Source organism: Thalassococcus sp., from assembly GCF_982780845.1.
This window is the reverse complement of record NZ_CEYADA010000006.1, coordinates 71843-89892: the sequence shown is the minus strand read 5'-3', so window position 1 is coordinate 89892 and position 18050 is coordinate 71843. Positions and strand designations below refer to the sequence as shown.

Annotated in this window: 19 protein-coding genes; 9 read left to right on the top strand and 10 right to left on the bottom strand. The window is 57.8% G+C overall.

All coding sequences use genetic code 11. The features are described 5' to 3' along the window. Positions 1 to 148: 148 nt before the first annotated feature. The 4 genes from AC4FIA_RS08550 to AC4FIA_RS08535 all read right to left on the bottom strand — a co-directional run bounded on the left by AC4FIA_RS08550 (position 149) and on the right by AC4FIA_RS08535 (position 4728). Positions 149 to 1048, bottom strand: coding sequence for a fructose bisphosphate aldolase (locus tag AC4FIA_RS08550; protein WP_490365484.1), 900 nt, complete (start codon positions 1046 to 1048; stop codon positions 149 to 151). A 232-nt stretch (positions 1049 to 1280) separates the two neighbouring features. Continuing rightward, entirely contained in the window at positions 1281 to 2633 is a 1353-nt protein-coding gene (locus tag AC4FIA_RS08545) for a cytochrome P450 (RefSeq protein WP_490365483.1), read from the bottom strand. Then, positions 2630 to 3859 (bottom strand): hypothetical protein, encoded by a 1230-nt coding sequence (locus AC4FIA_RS08540; protein ID WP_490365482.1) that lies wholly within the window; start codon positions 3857 to 3859, stop codon positions 2630 to 2632. Before AC4FIA_RS08540 ends, AC4FIA_RS08545 begins: the two co-directional genes overlap by 4 nt. Before the next feature lie 125 nt (positions 3860 to 3984). After that, on the bottom strand, positions 3985 to 4728 hold the full coding sequence (locus tag AC4FIA_RS08535) for a cytochrome c biogenesis CcdA family protein (RefSeq protein WP_488048292.1): 744 nt from the start codon (positions 4726 to 4728) through the stop codon (positions 3985 to 3987). Positions 4729 to 4821: 93 nt separating this feature from the next. Here AC4FIA_RS08535 and AC4FIA_RS08530 point away from each other — a divergent pair, with 93 nt between their 5' ends. Then, positions 4822 to 5043, top strand: a complete 222-nt coding sequence (locus tag AC4FIA_RS08530) for a sulfurtransferase TusA family protein (RefSeq protein WP_490365481.1) — start codon at positions 4822 to 4824, stop codon at positions 5041 to 5043. A gap of 14 nt (positions 5044 to 5057) precedes the next feature. Here AC4FIA_RS08530 and AC4FIA_RS08525 read toward each other — a convergent pair whose 3' ends face one another. Together AC4FIA_RS08525 and AC4FIA_RS08520 are read right to left on the bottom strand one after the other, a co-directional pair. Further along, positions 5058 to 5894, bottom strand: coding sequence for an alpha/beta fold hydrolase (locus AC4FIA_RS08525; protein ID WP_490365480.1), 837 nt, complete (start codon positions 5892 to 5894; stop codon positions 5058 to 5060). A 2-nt stretch (positions 5895 to 5896) separates the two neighbouring features. Next, a complete protein-coding gene (locus AC4FIA_RS08520) occupies positions 5897 to 6271 on the bottom strand; it encodes a hypothetical protein (RefSeq protein WP_103910192.1) in 375 nt (124 codons plus the stop codon). A 257-nt stretch (positions 6272 to 6528) separates the two neighbouring features. Between AC4FIA_RS08520 and AC4FIA_RS08515 the strand changes: the two genes are divergently transcribed. After that, the gene (locus AC4FIA_RS08515; protein ID WP_490365479.1) at positions 6529 to 7392 is read left to right on the top strand and encodes a dioxygenase family protein; all 864 of its coding nucleotides are present in this window, start codon (positions 6529 to 6531) and stop codon (positions 7390 to 7392) included. A 96-nt stretch (positions 7393 to 7488) separates the two neighbouring features. Further along, entirely contained in the window at positions 7489 to 8379 is an 891-nt protein-coding gene (locus AC4FIA_RS08510) for a LysR family transcriptional regulator (RefSeq protein ID WP_490365478.1), read from the top strand. A gap of 7 nt (positions 8380 to 8386) precedes the next feature. Here AC4FIA_RS08510 and AC4FIA_RS08505 read toward each other — a convergent pair whose 3' ends face one another. Further along, positions 8387 to 9535: a muconate/chloromuconate family cycloisomerase gene (locus tag AC4FIA_RS08505; protein WP_490365477.1), complete on the bottom strand. Its 1149-nt coding sequence runs from the start codon at positions 9533 to 9535 to the stop codon at positions 8387 to 8389. 273 nt (positions 9536 to 9808) lie between these two features. Between AC4FIA_RS08505 and AC4FIA_RS08500 the strand changes: the two genes are divergently transcribed. From AC4FIA_RS08500 to AC4FIA_RS08475, 6 genes are all read left to right on the top strand, one after another. After that, a complete protein-coding gene (locus AC4FIA_RS08500) occupies positions 9809 to 11077 on the top strand; it encodes an ABC transporter substrate-binding protein (RefSeq protein WP_490365476.1) in 1269 nt (422 codons plus the stop codon). Between the two features lie 57 nt (positions 11078 to 11134). Then, a complete protein-coding gene (locus AC4FIA_RS08495) occupies positions 11135 to 11869 on the top strand; it encodes an ABC transporter ATP-binding protein (RefSeq protein WP_287474749.1) in 735 nt (244 codons plus the stop codon). Further along, positions 11866 to 12582, top strand: coding sequence for an ABC transporter ATP-binding protein (locus AC4FIA_RS08490; protein ID WP_490365475.1), 717 nt, complete (start codon positions 11866 to 11868; stop codon positions 12580 to 12582). Before AC4FIA_RS08495 ends, AC4FIA_RS08490 begins: the two co-directional genes overlap by 4 nt. After that, positions 12582 to 13448, top strand: coding sequence for a branched-chain amino acid ABC transporter permease (locus AC4FIA_RS08485; RefSeq protein ID WP_490365474.1), 867 nt, complete (start codon positions 12582 to 12584; stop codon positions 13446 to 13448). Before AC4FIA_RS08490 ends, AC4FIA_RS08485 begins: the two co-directional genes overlap by 1 nt. A gap of 4 nt (positions 13449 to 13452) precedes the next feature. After that, a complete protein-coding gene (locus AC4FIA_RS08480; protein ID WP_490365473.1) occupies positions 13453 to 14430 on the top strand; it encodes a branched-chain amino acid ABC transporter permease in 978 nt (325 codons plus the stop codon). 135 nt (positions 14431 to 14565) lie between these two features. Beyond that, positions 14566 to 15330 carry an HpcH/HpaI aldolase family protein gene (locus tag AC4FIA_RS08475; protein WP_490365472.1) on the top strand — a complete coding sequence of 255 codons (765 nt, stop codon included), beginning with the start codon at positions 14566 to 14568 and terminating at the stop codon, positions 15328 to 15330. Here AC4FIA_RS08475 and AC4FIA_RS08470 read toward each other — a convergent pair whose 3' ends face one another. The 3 genes from AC4FIA_RS08470 to AC4FIA_RS08460 are packed head-to-tail and all read right to left on the bottom strand — an operon-like array spanning position 15331 to position 18019. After that, positions 15331 to 16170, bottom strand: coding sequence for a shikimate dehydrogenase (locus tag AC4FIA_RS08470; RefSeq protein ID WP_490365471.1), 840 nt, complete (start codon positions 16168 to 16170; stop codon positions 15331 to 15333). After that, entirely contained in the window at positions 16167 to 17462 is a 1296-nt protein-coding gene (locus tag AC4FIA_RS08465) for a TRAP transporter large permease (RefSeq protein ID WP_490365470.1), read from the bottom strand. The genes AC4FIA_RS08470 and AC4FIA_RS08465 overlap by 4 nt, the downstream gene beginning before the upstream one ends. Then, positions 17459 to 18019, bottom strand: coding sequence for a TRAP transporter small permease (locus AC4FIA_RS08460; RefSeq protein ID WP_490365469.1), 561 nt, complete (start codon positions 18017 to 18019; stop codon positions 17459 to 17461). The genes AC4FIA_RS08465 and AC4FIA_RS08460 overlap by 4 nt, the downstream gene beginning before the upstream one ends. Positions 18020 to 18050 lie beyond the last annotated feature (31 nt).

The following is an 18050-nucleotide window of genomic DNA, read 5'->3' as shown; positions in this document are numbered from 1 at the left end:
AAAGGAACACAATGGCATACAATTTGACGATGGAAATCATCGTGCCACTATCGGAAACAAGCGCCAAGCCAGTGACCAACGAAAAAACCGTGCCCTGTTTTCCAAGGCACGGTTTTGAAATCTAACGGTATTTACCGGATCAGGCCGATCAGGACGCCTGATAGATCTTGTCGATGTTCGCGCCCAGCGCCGCGTTGAAATCTTCGTCAGACTGTTTCTTCGACAGACCTTCTGTCAGCGCGCGGCTGAAGCTTGCAATCATCTTGGTGTTCTTGGCCAGACGGGCGCAGGCATCGTCCGTGCTATAACCACCCGACAGCGCAACAACACGCAGGACACGCGCGTGATCCGCCAGATCATCATAGAGGCCGGCTTGGTTCGGGATCGTCAGCTTCAGCATGACGTCCTGCCCCTCGGCCAGAGTATCCAGATGCTTTGCCAGCGCGTCATGCAGGATCGCTTCTGCTTCGGATTTGGTGTCGGAATGGATGTCGACTTCCGGCTCGATGATCGGAACCAGACCCGCGCCTATCACGGTGCGCGCCACTTCGAACTGCTGGGCAACAACGGCCTCGATGCCTTCTGCATTCGCCGCATGGATAACCGAGCGTTCTTTGGTGCCAAATACACCATGGCCCGCCGCCTCTGCCAGAAGATCTTCCAGACCCGGCATCGGTTTCATCACCTGAACGTCGTTGGCTTTATCTTCCAGACCTTTGTCGATCTTCAGGAAGGGTACAATGCCACGGTCTTCCCACAGCGCAGCCGCTGTCGGCTTACCATCCACGTCGCCACGCATGGTGCGTTCGAACAGGATCGCGCCCAGAACCTTTTCCGACGTGAAGTCAGGTGCGGTGATGATACGGGCGCGCATCTTGTGGATTTCGCCGAACATCTCTTCGTCGCCGTTATATTCGGACTCTTCCACGCCATAAAGACGCAGCGCCTTTGGCGTCGATCCACCCGACTGATCCAGAGCTGCGATAAAGCCTTTGCCCGATGTGATACGGGCTGCTTGTGCGTCAAAGCGTTCAGACGTGTGACTCATTGAACCGAAATTCCCTTGGCTGTCCCAATTTCCGGTTTCAATAATCCATCGCGCGAAGCGAAGATAGATAGACAATCCGATGTTTAGCGCTAACGCATTGAATTTCTTCACAGCTATACGCCCTGAAAATTGACGCGCGCAAAACTTTTCGAACGTTTCTGCTGCCAATCCACGCCAAAATTCCCGGCAAACTGCGTAGCTATGTTTTGTGGTGCCCTTTGGCTTGGATGCCCTAGCTACCTCTCACCTCTATCCGCAGATGAATACCGTGCTTGGCCCGCACCGTCAGATGCGCAGCGGGTTCTGGGACTTTGCCCTCGACGGCCTCGATGCGGAACGCGCCAATGATCGCGGACAGCAACAATATGCCCTCAGCCATCGCAAACCCCGCGCCGGTGCACACGCGTCGACCCGCTGAAAACGGAATATAGGCGTCTCGGGCGCAGGCTTTGCCGTTCTCGGTCGCCCACCGACTTGGATCAAAGCCATCGGGGTTGTCCCAAAGCCGTACATGGCGATGCAGGTGCCACGGACTTAGAACCACCTGCGCGCCGTTGGGCACCCGTCTGTCGCGGAAGGTTTCCGCACGCGCAGCCTCGCGGACCATCATCGGCACCGGGGGATAGAGCCGCAGGGTTTCGCGGAACACATCCCGCGTCACGCGCAGTTTCGACAGATCAGAGAAGTCGCCAGAAAACACGGCTGCCTCGTCTGCTACCTTCTCTTGCCACTCGGGATAGATCGCCAGCAGGTAAAGCCCCCACGCCAAAGCCGAGGCCGAGGTTTCATGCCCCGCCAGAAAGAAGATCGCGACGTGATCAACCATTTCGTCGATATCAAAGGTTTCGCCCGTGTCCGGATCGACCGAGGTCATGATCTTGGTCGCCAGATCATCCGGTGCAGTGCCCTTCTTGATTTCGTCCAGACGGCGTTCCGTCAGTTGCCGGATCAGCCCCCTGATACGATCCGCCGCCTGCCGTGTGTCCTGTCGGAAAAACCGCGGCATCCAGCGGGGCAGCGGAATCAGAGCAGCAATGTTCACAATCGGCTGGCTGCGCTGGTAGGCGCGGAATTCGTGGAACACCTGCTGCGCCATCCGGTCTTCGATCGGAATAGAAAACAGCGTGCGAAAGATGACGTCGGCCGCGGCGTGGCTGGCGTCTTCCTCGATCTCGACGATGCCCCCTGCCCGCGCCTGCAATCGTTTAACGGCGGCCTCTGCCGCCTCGCGCATCGGGTGCCACGTATCGCGCAACCGCCCGCCTTCGAACGCGGGATCTATGATGCGCCTCTGGCGTTCCCATTGCGCTCCGTTGGTCAGAAACACGCTGTCCCCCAGTAGGGGCCGCAACCCTTCGCTCACGCGACCGGATTTCGGAAAATCTTCGGGGCGGTCTTTTAGGACAGTCTTCACCAGATCAGGCTGGTTGATCAGGAAGGATTTGAAGAACGGCGTTTTGAACTCGGCCATCCACGCACGATAGAGCCGCGCAGGCTGCGCAGACAGAATGTCCTGCTTGAACAGCTTGGCATAGCGCCAGAGCGGCACCCTGTTGGGGCGGGATGGGGGTTTGGGCGGGATCATGCGGCCATCGACGTGTATTTCGACACCGCATAATCGATCCGGCTGGCCGACGGCGGACGGTCTGCATAGCGGGTGCCCAAGGTTGTGGGGCCAGCGGTGATCTGGAAATAGTCGTAATCCAGCGGCTGATCGAAAGCGCACAGATACTGGAAATGCAGACGGAAGAACCGCCAGCGCAGCGCCTTCCACGTCTCGGGCTTCAGCGATTTGGTGAACTGTGCAGAAAAAACCAAAGGCCAGCGTTTGTCCGCTGGCGCGACGCCGGACACCGAAACAGGGTCACACAGTGCAAAGGCACAGCCATCGCCGGGGGCGGTGACGTCGACCCAAGTCAGAACGTCCTGACAGGCCAGAAAATGCAGGTCTGCGCGAAGGCGGTCAGCTTTAGGCAGGAACGACACCATCGGCACCACCTGCCCTAATGACAGAAACGCCAAGGCTGGCCCGTTATCGGGCACGTCGCCTGCACGGATCAAATCGGCAAGTATGGACACGGACAGATGCGCGCCCGAGGAATGGCCAACCACCAACACCTCATCCACATCGCTTTTCAACGCATCCGCAATCATGGCGCGGAATTCTGTCATGCGAGCCTCAAGCTCGGGCGGGTTCGCCCCCTTCCACTTGGCAGAATAGCTGTAGTCATGCATGAGGTAGTAGGCGAATAATTTGCCGTCTTTGGCTTTGAACCACCTCAGAACGAAAACCATCAAGGCCAAGGCAGCGATACCGCCGATCAAGCGCGCAAATACCCCGAACTCCGCCGCGAAATGGGTCACCACGCTGTACAGCAGCCAACCAAGCAGCACGGCGACAACCAGTTGCAACAGTAGCATCCCGATAGGATAAAGCGCCGCAATCACCGGCCCCTTGCGCAACCGCATCAGACGCCACAGCGCGCCCGATCCGATATAGGCCCAAGCGGTGCGCACCAGTTGACCATAGGTCGCCGGAATACTGTTCGACATGCTGTCGCGGACGATGTCGGACCAGACCAGCACATCGATATCTGCCTGTGTGTCCTGCCCGTCAAAGCGCCCATCCACATGCCAGCCATAGGTGCCCTTGGCTTTTCTAGGGCGCAGTGTCAGATCGTAGCCGACAATCGCTGCCTGCGCGGCGCCCTCTTTCCGGTACAGTTCACGGTAGCGGCGGGGATGGATCGGATCATAGCCGGGGATGTAAAACACCCGCCGCGCTTTCACCTGTTGCCCCGTCTCAGCCATCACTCATCCATTCAACCACTGACATTTGCGCATAAGCTAACGCCGGTTTCAGGCAGGTTTAAGGCAAAACGGGACAATCACCGCGCAAGAACGCGCATTGTTGCGCTTTCCGCATCAAGTTTAGATCAGCCCAGTGTTGCCAAAGCGGGGAAGGTTTCCAACAGCCAGAACGACAGGGCCGAGAAGCCACCCGTAAGCATCAGCAAGCCAATGGTCCAAAGCAAAAGCCCCATGATGCGTTCGATCTGCTGCATATGGCGCTTCATCCAAGCCATCAGCCCTGTCAAGCGCGGCAGGAAGGCCGCGACCAGAAGGAAAGGAATGCCCAAGCCCGCCGCATAAACCCCCAGCAGGATCAACCCTTTACTGATGCTCGCCTCGGACGCCGCAAGAGACAGGATCGCGCCCAACTGTGGACCAATGCAAGGTGTCCAGCCAAAGGCAAAAGCCAAACCCAGAAGATACGCACCGAACGCCGTACCGCCCTGATCACCGGCATCAAAACGCGCTTCGCGGTTCAGGAAAGGAATGTTGATCGCGCCCACGAAATGCGCGCCGAAGATCATGACAAGAATGCCAGCAAAGGTGTTGAACCATGACTGGTATTGCAAGAACACCGACCCGATGGCCGAGGCCGCAAACCCAAGGATCAAAAAGACGGTCGACAGCCCCATGACAAAAAACAGTGCAGGCAGAAGCGCACGGTTCTTGCCGCTGTTCAAATCCGACATGGTGGTGCCCGACATATAGGCCAGATACGGCGGCACAACAGGCAAGACACAGGGGCTTAGAAAGCTGATAACGCCAGCAACCAGCGCCACCAACAAGGCAGGCAACAGGCCCGCGTCTATGATCTCAATTCCGAACATGGCCCAGCGTTAGATCAAATCGCGGGCAAGGTCACTGGAAATCCTGTCACATCTCTGTGGACAGGCTGAAATATCAGACCTATGTCCCTGAATATGAACAACACACTTGATGCCCGCGGACTGCTCTGTCCCCTACCCGTTCTGAAAGCGCGCAAGCGTCTGATGGCGCTTGATCATGGGGATGTTCTTCAGGTCACAACAGATGATCCTGCCGCGATTATCGACATCCCGCATTTCTGCGCCGAAGCCGGTCACGAACTGATCAGTCAGGCTGAAGACGGCGACGCGATGGTCTGGGATATCCGCAAAGGATAACCCAGACGGTTTGCTCAGGGCATTTTCGCCAAGGCATCCACAAAAAACGGGCGGAAGCCTTCTGGGTGTTCGCTCATCGGGAAGTGACCCAACTCATCCATCACAGCCAGCGTCGCGCCGGGAATGGCGTCTGCTGTGCGCTTTGCGTCTTCGGGCGTGCAGGTCAGATCATAAGCACCCACGATGATGTGCACCGGCGTTTGGCTTGTGTCGATTGACGGCAAGCGCAGGATCAGGCTGTCATCCTTGGTGTAAAAGCTCAGATCCCCACGAAACACACCCGGCCCGCTTTGCATGAACATCCAAAGCGTATTCCAGCGTTCCGCATTCGGCGCATAGGGCGAGATATTGGCCGATACCAGCGCCGCCCCCATTTCGCCGCCATGCGCATCGGGGCGATGGAACCAGTCGATATCGTACCAAGCCGGTTGGAAATCAGACGCCTCGATTGCGATAAATCCGCTGAACCTGTCAGGATGCAAAGCGGCCAGCTGCAACGCAATGCGCCCGCCCATGGAACAGCCCGCCAGTACGGGTTTGTCCAATCCCAGCCCGTCGATCACGGACAGAACCGTTTCGATGTAGGCTTCGGTCGTCAGCAGGTATTCTTCGGTTTCAAACCCTTCGGGCGGCAGGGATTTGCCGTGCCACGGCATATCAAACGCGATCAGCCGGTTTGACGATGTGATCTCGGCATCATTCATCAGATGCCGCCATTGGCGCGTGTCCGCGCCTGCAGTGTGCAGGCAGATCACGGGGCGGCCCTGGCCTGCTTCTTCGAAATAGATCCGGCGCGGTGCACCGGCGATCTGAACGGTCAAATAGCGGCCTGTGATTGCTTCGATTGTCATCCTCAGGCCCCTTTCATTCCGCGCGGCAGCGCCATGACTTCTTTGAAAAACCGCAGGTTCTTGACCAGTTTCAGGATATCGCCATCCACGCGCCCGCGACCGATCTTCACAAAGCCGAAGATGTCGTGAAACCCCGGTTCGGGAAGCGGTTGCCAGAACTTGTCCAAAGCATCGCGATCAACGCGCAAAGCAAAGCTCCACGGTGTTTTCCGGCTCGGGCCTTCGACAACGGCAACAAGGTGGCCCTTTTCGAAGGTCAGATAGAATTCCTCTCCGTCCACTTCGATCAGAACGGTTTCCGAGAACAAACGCCCCAACCGCAACAGGTGCGGTGTTTGATCTAGTGTTTTCTGGATATGCGTGAAGATGTCGATCACCTTGCTGTCTCCCTTAGGTCGGCAGGCCCATCGGGTGCCACAGGCGTACGGTGAACTCTATGCCACAGCGGGTATGAGCCCATACCCCTGCCAGCCAACTCCTACGACGGCCCCTACCAGCACACCAGATGCCTGATCGGTATCAACCAATACCAGAAAAGGTATTGGGATGACGCGCGATTTCTAACAAGTCTGTGGTCAACGGGCCTGAGGAGCGCCCGACAATCTACCCGTGCTGTCAGGAGGAGACCAAACAGATGGGCATCGTTACAGAAGAGAATATTACCGACGTCGTTACTGCAAGCCTTGGGGAACACGGCGAAATTTCGGATCGTCAGCGCCAGATCATGACATCGCTGATCAAACACCTGCACAGCTTTGTCAAAGACGTGAGACTGCAGCACAGCGAATTTCTTGACGCGTGCTTCTACCTCGAGCGCGCAGGCAAGCTATGTAACGAAAGCCGTCAGGAATTCATTCTGCTCGCCGACATTCTGGGTGTTGAAACGCTGGTCGACATGATGACCAACCCCGTCGAGGGCGACGCGAGCGAGTCCACGGTACTTGGCCCGTTCTATCGTGAAAACCCGCCTGTCCTGCCCAAGGGTGCCTCCACAATCCTCAAGCACTTCGACAACGAAGAAACCGCCTATTACGAAGGCTACATCCGCGACAAGGATGGCAACGGCATTTCCGGCGTGACGTTGGATGTGTGGGAAGATGCACCGAACGGCATCTACGAAAACCTTGATCCCGATCAGCCGGAATATAACCTGCGCGGTCGTTTCGAAACCGATGAAAACGGCCACTACGCCTTTGTCGCCGTGCGCCCCGTGCCCTACCCGATCCCCGAGGACGAAACAGCGGGCGAACTGTTGCGCTACATGGGTCACCACCCCAACCGTCCGGGCCACATGCACTTTATCATCTCGAAGGATGGCTACCGCCCGCTGATCAGCCAGATCTACGATGCGGACAGCGAATGGCTGGAAGATGACAGCGTGTTTGCGGTGAAAGACAGCCTGATCGGCAAATTCAAACCGGCGAAAGAAGAACACGGCACAGACGTGCATCTCGAGTTCGACTTCGTTCTGACACCGCAGGCCATGGCCGCCGAATAAGGCCCATGTCCGGTTATGTCGCAGACCCCCAATCCTTTGGGGGTCTGTTCACGTTTTCGGCTTTAGCCTATCCATCAAGCCAAAAGGAAGCGCGCCGTGAACTTTAAACAGTTGACCTATTTCATCGCCGTCGCGGAAGAACTGCACTTTGGGCGCGCTGCAGAACGTCTGGACATGGCGCAGCCGCCGCTAAGCCGCCAGATCAAGCAGTTGGAAACCGATCTGGACGCCACCCTATTCAACCGGGGCCGCAGCCAGATCAGCCTGACCCAAGCGGGCGAACGGCTGCTGGAACGTGGCAAATCCATTCTGGCCCAGTTGGATGACACCTGTCTTGAGGTCCGTCGATTGGGCCAAGGCGCCGAGGGCCGTCTGCGTGTGGGCTTTGTCGGGTCTGCGACATTCGGCATCCTGCCCAACATCATCAAATCTTTCCGCGCGAACTACCCCGAGGTGAACCTGAGCCTTTTGCCGATGAACAACGCGCAACTGCATCGCGCCCTGATCTCGCGCGAAATCGACGTGGCCTTTTCCCGCCCTGAACTGCACGACAGCGAATTCATCACAAAACATCTGCTGGAAGAACCACTGATCGCCGCTGTGCCTGACACGCTCGAGGTCACTGGCCCCGGCGGGCTGGACCTACGGACGCTCAAGGCGCCCAGCCTGATCCTCTATCCCGAGTATCCCCGCCCCAGCTTTGCCGATGTGGTGCTGTCTAATTGCAAAAAGATGGGTGTCGACACGTCACGCCGCGTCTGGACGATGGATCTGCAAACTGCGCTTAGCCTTGTGTCGATTGGCGAAGGGATTTGTGTTGTTCCCGCCTCGGTCGGGACCGCCACACGCAATGGCATGCGGTTTCACAAGATCAATCCGCCCTTGGGCGTGACGTCGCTGTCAGTGAACTACCGGTTGGATGAACAGGGTCGCCACATCAACAACTTTATCAGGATCGCCCAAAGCGTCGCACGCAAAACGATCTGATCACCGGTTACGTTCCGGACACGGCCCTGACGGTTTTGCTCCGGTCGCGGCTGTAGAAGTTGACCTTATCCATATCGAGCTCGGCCCCAATGCCGTGGCCTTGCGGCACTTCAACATTGAAATCCGTATACACAATCGGGTTGGTCAGAATTTCATCGGTCAAAAGCAGCGGCCCAAAAAGTTCTGTCCCCCACTCCAACCGGTCAACCGTCGCGAACAGTTGCAGCGCCGCTGAGGTGCCTAACCCCGTCTCAAGCATTGTGCCGCCATAAAGCCCAAGCCCTGCGGCCTGACCAATGGCAATCACTTCGGCCCCGCGTTTCAGGCCACCCGATTGCGCAACCTTCACTGCAAAGACGTCGGCACAATGGTTAGCGGCAACCACAAGCGCATCTTCCGGCCCGTTCAGAATTTCATCCGCCATGAGTGCTATTTCGTATTTCGCAGTCAGCTCGGCCATGGCGTTACGATAACGCGCCTTGATAGGTTGCTCGACCAGAACACAGCCCGCCTCTTGCAGGCCTTTCAATCCCCAGCGCGCATCTTGAAGGCTCCACGCCTGATTGACGTCCACGCGGATACTGGCCCGATCCCCAAGCGCCTTGGCGATCTTGGACACATGCGCGACGTCGTCCGCGACGGCCCGCTTACCGATTTTCAGTTTGAATATGTTGTGACGACCACGTTCGATCATCTCTTCGGCTTCGGCAATGTCTGTGTCCGAGTTGCCCGAGGCCAGCGTCCACGCCACAGGAAGCCTTTTGTGCACCGCGCCACCGAACAACTGCGACACAGGCACGCCAAGGCGTTTTCCAAGACCATCCCAAAGCGCGATCTCGATCGCAGATTTGGCGATCCGGTTGCCTTGCACCATGCGATCAACCAGTTGCGTGACCGAGTTTATGTCATCCCCGTCCAGCCCAACAATGCCAGGTGCGATGTAGGTTTCGATCACCGACTGGATGCTTTCAGGGCTTTCCGGACAATAGCTGAGACCACCGATGGTGGTCCCTTCCCCCAGTCCTTCCGAGCCATCAGAAAACCGTATCCGGACCAGAACAGCCGTTTGCGTCCGCATCGTTGCCATCGACAGGACATGCCCTCTGATTGTCGGGACATCCACGATCATGGTTTCGATCACGTCAATTTTGGGCACAGCTCTGGTTCCTTGGTGTCGTTGACTGCCAAGGCCTAGATTGCGCTTTCGGGGTGTTTTCTGTCGATGATAACGCGGGTCTCAGGTGATACCCAAACAGACAGGTTTCGATGCATTTTGCGTATGGCCGATTATAGCATTTCTTGCCTTATCAGAAGAAGTTAACAGCCGGTATCACCCCATACCTGCCCAAGCATTGCTTGAATCCGGCCGTCCGACCACCGTTTCACCAAAAGCCGCAAAGGCACGATTATTGGAAGTGGAGGACAACCAATGGCAACAAAGATCACACGTCGCGATTTCGGCCGAGGAGCCGCCGCAATCGCAGGGGCAGCCGCACTGGGGACACCCGCGCTGGCAGCCAACAAGAAAATCAAAATCGGTTTCGTTTCGCCGCAAACAGGCCCGCTGGCCGTTTTCGCGGAATCCGATGCCTTTGTGCTGAACCAGTTCCAAACTGCACTTGCCGGTGGGCTGGAAATCGCGGAGGAAACCTACGACATCGAATTCATCGTCAAGGACAGCCAGTCCAGTTCGAACCGCGCATCGACGGTTGCACAGGAACTGATCCTTGATGAAGAGGTCAACCTGATCCTCGCCACCTCGACGCCCGACACGACCAACCCTGTGGCGGATCAGGCGGAACTGAACGAGGTGCCCTGCATCACCAACGATACCCCGTGGCAGCCGCATTTCTTTGGTCGTCAAGGCGACCCGTCCAAGGGCTTTGACTGGACCTTCCATTTCTTCTGGGGTCTGGAAGACATCGCATCGGCCAACATCGGCACATGGGACCAGGTCGAAACCAACAAAGTCGTTGGCGCGCTTTGGCCGAACGATCCGGATGGCAACGCATTCGGCGACCCCGAACGCGGCTATCCCCCGCTGCTGGCAGCCCGCGGTTACACGTTGGTCGATCCCGGTCGCTACCAGATCCTGTCGGATGATTTCTCGGCCCAGATTTCCGCATTCAAAGCGGCGGGTGTCGAAATCGTCACGGGTGTTGTTCCGCCGCCGGACTTCACAACCTTCTGGCTGCAAGCCGCCCAGCAGGATTTCCACCCCAAGGTCGTGACATTCGGAAAAGCGCTGGAATTCCCACAGGTCATCTCGTCTTTGGGTGATCGTGGCGAAGCGCTGACAACCGAGCTCTGGTGGTCGCCGAACCACCCCTTCTCGTCCGGCTTCAACGGCCAGACATCCGCAGAACTGGCCGCCGCCTACGAGGAAGCCACAGGCAACGTCTGGACCATGCCGCTGGGCTTCAAGCATTCGCTGTTCGAAATCGCTATCGACGCCCTGCGCCGCACCGAAGACCCAAGCGATCCAGCATCGATCCGCGACGCAATTGCCGCGACGGACTATGCGTCCATTGTCGGGCCGATCAACTTCCAGACGGGCCCTGTGCCAAACATCTCCAAGACACCTCTGGTGGGTGGCCAATGGCGGATCGTTGACGGCAAGCCCGTGATCGACATCGTTGAAAACGGTGATCACCCGAATATCGCCAAAACGGCCGACGTCCGTTTGATCGGCAACTAATCATCGGGGGACTGCATCTAGCCGGACGCAGAAATGCGTCCGGCTTGCTGCACGCATATGACAGACACATCGCAAAACATCCTAGAGGTGCGCAACCTCTCGAAATCTTATGGGGCTTTGCAGGTCACGAACAACGTATCGATGACCCTGAAACACGGCGAAGCGCTTGGGATTATCGGCCCGAACGGCGCTGGAAAATCCACGCTGTTCAACCTGATCGCGGGCACCCAGCCTGTGAACGAAGGCCAGATCATCCTGTCTGGTCAGGACGTTACCAAAAGCACACCTGCCCTTCGCTGTCGCATGGGCGTTGGGCGCACCTACCAGATTCCCAAACCCTTCAACGGCATGACAGTTTTGGAAAACCTGCTGGTCGCCGCCACCAATGGCGGGGCGCTTAGCCTGCCGGATGCCACAGACAAAAGCCTCGAAATCCTTGAGGATCTGGGATTGGGCGACCTTGCCGATGTCCCAGCCAGTCAGCTGCGCCTTCTGGACCGCAAACGCCTTGAAATGGCCCGCGCGCTGGCGACGGAACCATCGCTGTTACTGCTGGACGAAATCGCGGGCGGCCTGACCGAGGACGAATGCGAAACACTGGTTCAAACCATCAACGACATCCGCGCATCCGGCACGTCCATCATCTGGATCGAACACGTCGTGCACGCATTGTTGGCCGTGGTCGATCGGCTGGTCGTCATCAACTTCGGCGCGGTCTTGGCCGAAGGCGACCCACAAGAAACGTTTAATTCGAAGGACGTGCAGGAAATCTATCTGGGGATCGAAGCATGACAGATTTGCTGACCGCCTCGTCACTTGATGCCTTCTACGGTGATTTTCAGGCGCTCTTCGCCGTGGATTTTCGCATCAGCGAAGGCGAAAGCGTCGCGCTGATCGGGGCCAATGGCGCTGGAAAATCCACTTTTCTTAAGGTGCTGACAGGCCTGCTGCCTGTTCCAGGTCAATCCCTAACGTTCGACGGCACCGACCTGACACAACATCCCGCGCACGAGATTGCTATGCTTGGCATTGCCATGTCGCCGGAAGGCCGCAGGCTGTTCCCGTCGCTTAGCGTGCGTGAAAACCTGCTGCTGGGCGCCACCGTGGCCCGCGAAGGCCCATGGAACCTGCAAGCTGTCGAAGGCCTGTTCCCCATTCTGGCGGAAAAGGCCGACACGCCTTCGACACTTCTGTCGGGTGGCCAACAACAGATGGTCGCGATTGGCCGTGCCCTGATGGCGAACCCGAAAATCCTGTTGCTGGACGAGGTCAGCCTTGGTCTGGCCCCCGTCATCATCCGCGACATCTATAGCGCGCTGCCCCGCATCCGCGAAAACGGCACGTCGGTCATTCTCGTCGAACAGGACATCGGACAGGCCGTCGCCGTTTCAGACAGGCTTTATTGCCTGCAAGAGGGCCGGATCAGTCTTGAGGGCCCATCGGCCACGCTGGACCGCGCAGACATTTCCGCAGCCTACTTTGGCCGCAAGAAGGAGCACGCGTGATGGAATGGATCAACGCTATCCTACAAGGCATTTTGCTTGGGGGGCTTTACGCGCTGTTCGCAGCGGGTCTGTCCCTGATGTTCGGCATCATGCGCTTTGTGAATCTGGCCCATGGTGATTTCATCATCGCAGCCGCCTTCATGACACTGGTATTCGTCGATCTGACCGGACTAAGCCCGCTTTGGGCCATTGTGCCGATTGTCCCCGCCATGATGATTGCGGGTTACGTTGGACAAAAAGTGGTTCTTAACCGACTGTCTGGAAAAGACCTTTTGCCATCCATCCTTGTGACATTCGGTCTGTCGGTGATCCTGCAGAACCTTATGCTGGAAACCTTCTCAGCCGACAGCCGCCGCGTCAGTGCAGGGGCGCTCGACACCGCTGCGATCCCGCTTGGCGGCGGTTTGGCCGTCGGGGTGATCCCGCTGTTGCTGTTCGTTTCGGCCATCGCGGTCATCGCCCTGTTGAACTGGATTTTTGCGCATACAGCTGTTGGCCGCCAACTGCGGGCGACATCGGATGATCCCGAAACTGTCAGCCTGATGGGCATCAACAAAAAACACCTGTTCGCCATCGCCATGGCGCTGGCCTCAGGCGTCGTTGCCTTGGCCGGTGTTTTGCTGGCGGTCAAAACCAACTTTGATCCTGCTGCGGGCCCTGTCCGTCTGCTCTTTGCATTCGAAGCGGTGATTATCGGCGGTTTGGGATCGCTCTGGGGCACTTTGGCGGGTGGTGTCATCCTTGGGGTGGCTCAGGGTCTGGGTGCGAAAATCGATCCCGGAATGCAAATTCTTGCAGGACACATTGTGTTCCTGATCATCCTAGTCCTGCGCCCTCAGGGCCTGTTCCCCAAGCAGCGGGGTTAAGCAAATGTCGACACAAAACATGTTCCGTCTCGGCCTTTTCGCACTCGTCATCGGCGCACTTCTGTTGGGTCCCTACTGGGCCAGCCGTGGCACCATGCGCCTGCTGATCGAGGTGTTCTATTTCCTCGCGCTTGCACAAATCTGGAACCTGCTTGCGGGCTACTCGGGCCTTATTTCGGTCGGGCAGCAGGCCTTCGTCGGATTGGGCGGATACCTGATCTTCTCGCTCGCGATGTTTGCTGGTGTGCCCATTCTGGTCGGCCTTCCCTTGGCGGGCCTTCTGACCGCGCTGATCGCATGGCCCACAGCCTTTGTCGCCTTCCGCCTGTCAGGCCCCTACTTTGCCATCGGCACTTGGGTGATCGCCGAAGTCTACCGTCTGGTCTTTGCCCAGATCCCTGCCCTTGGCGGCGGCAGCGGCATTTCCCTGCCTGCCGACATCGTCAAGGCAATGGCATCCAGCAGATCGGCGCGGGAAAGCATGACCTACTGGATCGCTTTGGGCATCATGCTGGCGGTTGTCTTGGGCGTCTGGGCCCTGATGCGATCGCGCGTTGGGCTGTCGCTATCGGCCATGCGGGACGATGACGAAGCGGCCATCAGTGTGGGCGTCGAAACACGCAAGTTGAAGTTCCTGATCTACATCGCGACGGCAGGTATCACCGGCCTGATCGGAGCGTTGATTTTCCTACAGAAACTGCGCGTGACACCTGATGCGGCTTTCTCGGTCAACGAATGGTCGGTGCTGGTGATCTTTATCGTGGTGATCGGTGGGATCGGTACGCTAGAGGGGCCGATCCTTGGCATAATCCTGTTCTTTGTACTGCGCGAATTTCTGGCCGATCTGGGGTCGTGGTACATGGTCATCCTTGGCACGGTTTCGGTGGTGATCATCCTTGTCGAGCCCAAAGGCCTCTGGGGCCTGATCCAGCGCTGGAAACCGGTGTCACTGTTCCCGGTGACACGCCGAAGCGACGGCTGACCATCCGCCGCACAACCCAACACCAAACCGCGGGCCAAATCACCCTTGGCCTGCGGTTTTTCGGCGTTGTTTTCTGGTCTTCCCAAGGCATCCGCAGTACACTGCCGATCCCTTCAAAGACAGAAGTCAACCATCATGAAAAATCCCAAAAACCACTTTAAAGCGTCCATTTTGTCGGGCGCTCATCAGCTTGGCATGTGGAATTCAATCGGGGGCAACACCGTTGCCGAACTGTTGGGCGGGGCCGGATACGACTGGGTCCTGATCGATTGTGAACACTCTGCCATCGAAACCGTCGAAGTGCTGCCTGCACTTCAGGCCTTGGCCGCCGTGCCCGAGGTATCTGCGACCGCCCGTGTGGCAGGCAATGACCCTGTCCTGATCAAACGTATGCTGGACATGGGCGTTCAGACGCTGATGGTGCCGTTCGTACAGTCCGCAGAGGAAGCACAAGCTGCCGTAGATGCGATGCGCTATGGTCCGCGTGGTATTCGCGGCATGGCCGGCATGACCCGCGCCACCCGCTACGGCAAGATCAAGGATTATTACACAACAGCCGAAGAGGATCTGTGCCTGATCGTTCAGGTCGAAACCGTGGCAGGCATGGACGCGCTGGAAGACATTGCAAATATCGACGGTGTCGATGCAGTATTCATCGGCCCCTCAGACCTGAGCGCCAGCATGGGGTATCCCGGTCAGGTGAACCACCCCGAGGTGGTCGCGGCGATCGAGAACGGGATCGAACGCCTTCAGGCGGTGAACGTCCCTGCCGGTGTGATGGCGCTGGATGTGGATATGGCCAAGCATTTCATGGCCAAGGGCGCACTGTTTACCGCTGTGGGTGTAGATCTGGTGATACTCGCACAGGCCGTGGCAGATTTGCGCGAACAGTTCGACTGATCAGCTTTGGCCCGACAAACGGGCAAAACAATCGGCCATACGCTCGGCATCGGGCGTGTGGCCAGTGATCAACTCGAACGCAAAGACCGCCTGATAAAGCGCCATCCCCCCACCGTTGAACGCCTGTAGGCCACGCGCGCGTGCCGCCTGCAACAGCGCTGTATTCATCGGGAAATAGACGATATCCGCCACCCACGCGTCGTCCGGAAGATCGACGGGATCGAACGCCGTTCCCGGATATGAATTCATGCCCAAGGGTGTTGCATTCACCGCACCAGACACGGCCTGTAATTCGATGTCGCTGCCGGACACAGCTTGCACTTGCGCGTTTGGCCGGACCTCTTTCAAGCGGGTGACCAATGCCTCCGCGCGGGACAGATCGACGTCCACGATGCTTAGGTCGGCACCTTCGTCGAGCAGAGCCAAAGACGTCGCGGTACCAGCGCCCCCTGCCCCGAACTGCGCGACAGGCTTCCCAGCCAACGCCACACCGGTCCGCCGCATCGCTTCGCGGAAACCGGAATAGTCCGTGGTATGCCCCACCCGTTTCCCATCGCAAAAAACGACCGTATTGACCGTGCCCAAATCCTGCGCGGGCCCTTCCAAATGATCCAGATAGGTGCCCACCTCGGTTTTGTGGGGATGGGTGATGTTCACACCTGCCAGACCACTGGCTTCGGCATGATCCAGAATGTCCGGCAGGCTCATGCCCGACCAAGGCGCCTCGCCCGTGTCAAAGCGCTGATAGGTGTAGTCAAAGCCAAGGGCGCGGCCCTCGGCCTCGTGCATCGCGGGGGTCAGGGATTGTCCAATCCCATGCCCGATCAATCCGGCCTTCATCCCGCGTATCCAAACAGACGGGGCAGGAACAGGACCAGATCAGGGAACAGGATCAGGACAATCAGTGCCAGAAGCAGTACGCCCAAGAACGCCCAGATTTCGCTGATGATGTCGCGCAGTTTGATGCCTGTGACCGCGTTGATGACAAACAGCAAGATGCCATAGGGCGGCGTGATCAGGCCGATCATCGAGTTCACGACAACCAGAACCCCGAAGTGCACCAGATCAATCCCAAGAGCCTTACAGGCGGGAATAAACAGCGGCACGATGACCAGAATGATCGTCGTCGCATCCAGCACACAGCCCAACAACAGGATCAAAACGTTGATCAGCAGCAGGAACATCAGCGGATGCATGTCGATGCCTGTCAGGTAGGCCGACACCATGCCCGGAATGTTTTCCGACACCACGATAAAGTTCAGGATCAGCGCACCGCCGATGACAACACCAACCGAGGCAGACGCCCGCGCGCTTTCCACGAAGATGCTGTACAGCCCCTTAAGCGACAAAGCGCGATAGAAAATACCGGACAACAACAGCGCGTAAAGCGCAGCCACCGCAGCCGCTTCCGTCGGCGTTGTGACACCGCCATAGATGCCGTAAAGCAGGATCGCCGGCATCAATAGCGCTGGGAAGGCGTTTGCTGTGACCTTGGGCAACTGGCGCAGGGGCACAGGCTCTTCCAATGCGAAACCGCGCTTGTGGGCCAGATAGGTGTTCATCGCCATCAGAACCGCGCCCATCACAAGGCCGGGCACGATGCCCGCCAGAAACAGCGCGCCGATGGATGCGTTAGATACCAGCGCATACAGAACCATCGGGATCGACGGCGGAATGATCGGACCGATGGTGGCAGAGGCCGCCGTGATCGCCGCAGCATATCCGCCGCTATAACGACCATCCTTGGTCATCATCTCGATAATAATCTTACCGATACCCGCCGCATCCGCGACCGCAGAACCCGACATGCCGGAGAAGATCAGCGATGCGACCACGTTCACATGGCCCAAACCACCACGGAACCGGCCAACGGCCGCCACGCAGAAGTTAAGAAGACGTTCGGAAATCGTACCCGCATTCATGATGTTGGCGGCCACGATGAACAACGGCACCGCCAGCAGCACAAAGCTTTTGTACAAACCCTGAAGGATTTTTTCGCCCGTCAGCGCAAGGTCCATACCGGCCATGCCCAGGTAGACCAGCGACGCCAGCATGATCGAATAACCGATAGGTGTCCCGATACCCGCCAGCCCGAACAGGGTGATCAGGCAGAGCGCAAGTTCCATACTCATACCACTTCATCCCCTTCTTGGATGGCCGGCGGTTCGTGATCGTGACCGGGAAGTTCGTGGTCTGTTTCGGGCGGTCCGTTGCGCAACACATCGACAAAGCGCCAGATGTAGCGCGCAGCTACGACCAACATGAACATCGCGTAGATCGAAAAGATGGTGCGCATCGGAATTTTATTTCCGTCCAACGGGTTACGGACCGTTGTTGTTTTGCGCATCTTCATCCAGTCGATGTAATCCCATGTGGGCAGAAACGCATACAGCATGCCCGTAGCAATGGCCGCAGCCGAGATCAGTGCCAGCACTTTCTGCACGCGGCGCGGGGCTGATAGATAGAAGATATCAAAGGTCACGTGATCGTTTTCGCGCACCAGAAAGGCGCAGCCGAAAAACACGATCCAGACCCAAAGGATCAAGCACAGTTCAAGTGTCCAGCCGAAGGGTGTCTTCAGCACATAGCGCGAAAAAATTTGTAGAAGGAAGGTAATAAACATCGCCGCCAAAAAGCTGGCAGCGATGGCTTCGGTGCCGTGTCGGAACCAAGTTGAAATCGTTTTCATCATGTCCCCCGTCAGCACAGGTGTGGCCCCT

Coding starts and splice junctions, on each gene's coding strand:
- AC4FIA_RS08550 (WP_490365484.1), bottom strand. CDS start 1,048: ATGAGTCACACGTCTGAACGCTTTGACGCACAAGCAGCCCGTATCACA.
- AC4FIA_RS08545 (WP_490365483.1), bottom strand. CDS start 2,633: ATGATCCCGCCCAAACCCCCATCCCGCCCCAACAGGGTGCCGCTCTGG.
- AC4FIA_RS08540 (WP_490365482.1), bottom strand. CDS start 3,859: ATGGCTGAGACGGGGCAACAGGTGAAAGCGCGGCGGGTGTTTTACATC.
- AC4FIA_RS08535 (WP_488048292.1), bottom strand. CDS start 4,728: ATGTTCGGAATTGAGATCATAGACGCGGGCCTGTTGCCTGCCTTGTTG.
- AC4FIA_RS08530 (WP_490365481.1), top strand. CDS start 4,822: ATGAACAACACACTTGATGCCCGCGGACTGCTCTGTCCCCTACCCGTT.
- AC4FIA_RS08525 (WP_490365480.1), bottom strand. CDS start 5,894: ATGACAATCGAAGCAATCACAGGCCGCTATTTGACCGTTCAGATCGCC.
- AC4FIA_RS08515 (WP_490365479.1), top strand. CDS start 6,529: ATGGGCATCGTTACAGAAGAGAATATTACCGACGTCGTTACTGCAAGC.
- AC4FIA_RS08500 (WP_490365476.1), top strand. CDS start 9,809: ATGGCAACAAAGATCACACGTCGCGATTTCGGCCGAGGAGCCGCCGCA.
- AC4FIA_RS08495 (WP_287474749.1), top strand. CDS start 11,135: ATGACAGACACATCGCAAAACATCCTAGAGGTGCGCAACCTCTCGAAA.
- AC4FIA_RS08490 (WP_490365475.1), top strand. CDS start 11,866: ATGACAGATTTGCTGACCGCCTCGTCACTTGATGCCTTCTACGGTGAT.
- AC4FIA_RS08485 (WP_490365474.1), top strand. CDS start 12,582: ATGGAATGGATCAACGCTATCCTACAAGGCATTTTGCTTGGGGGGCTT.
- AC4FIA_RS08480 (WP_490365473.1), top strand. CDS start 13,453: ATGTCGACACAAAACATGTTCCGTCTCGGCCTTTTCGCACTCGTCATC.
- AC4FIA_RS08475 (WP_490365472.1), top strand. CDS start 14,566: ATGAAAAATCCCAAAAACCACTTTAAAGCGTCCATTTTGTCGGGCGCT.
- AC4FIA_RS08470 (WP_490365471.1), bottom strand. CDS start 16,170: ATGAAGGCCGGATTGATCGGGCATGGGATTGGACAATCCCTGACCCCC.
- AC4FIA_RS08465 (WP_490365470.1), bottom strand. CDS start 17,462: ATGAGTATGGAACTTGCGCTCTGCCTGATCACCCTGTTCGGGCTGGCG.
- AC4FIA_RS08460 (WP_490365469.1), bottom strand. CDS start 18,019: ATGAAAACGATTTCAACTTGGTTCCGACACGGCACCGAAGCCATCGCT.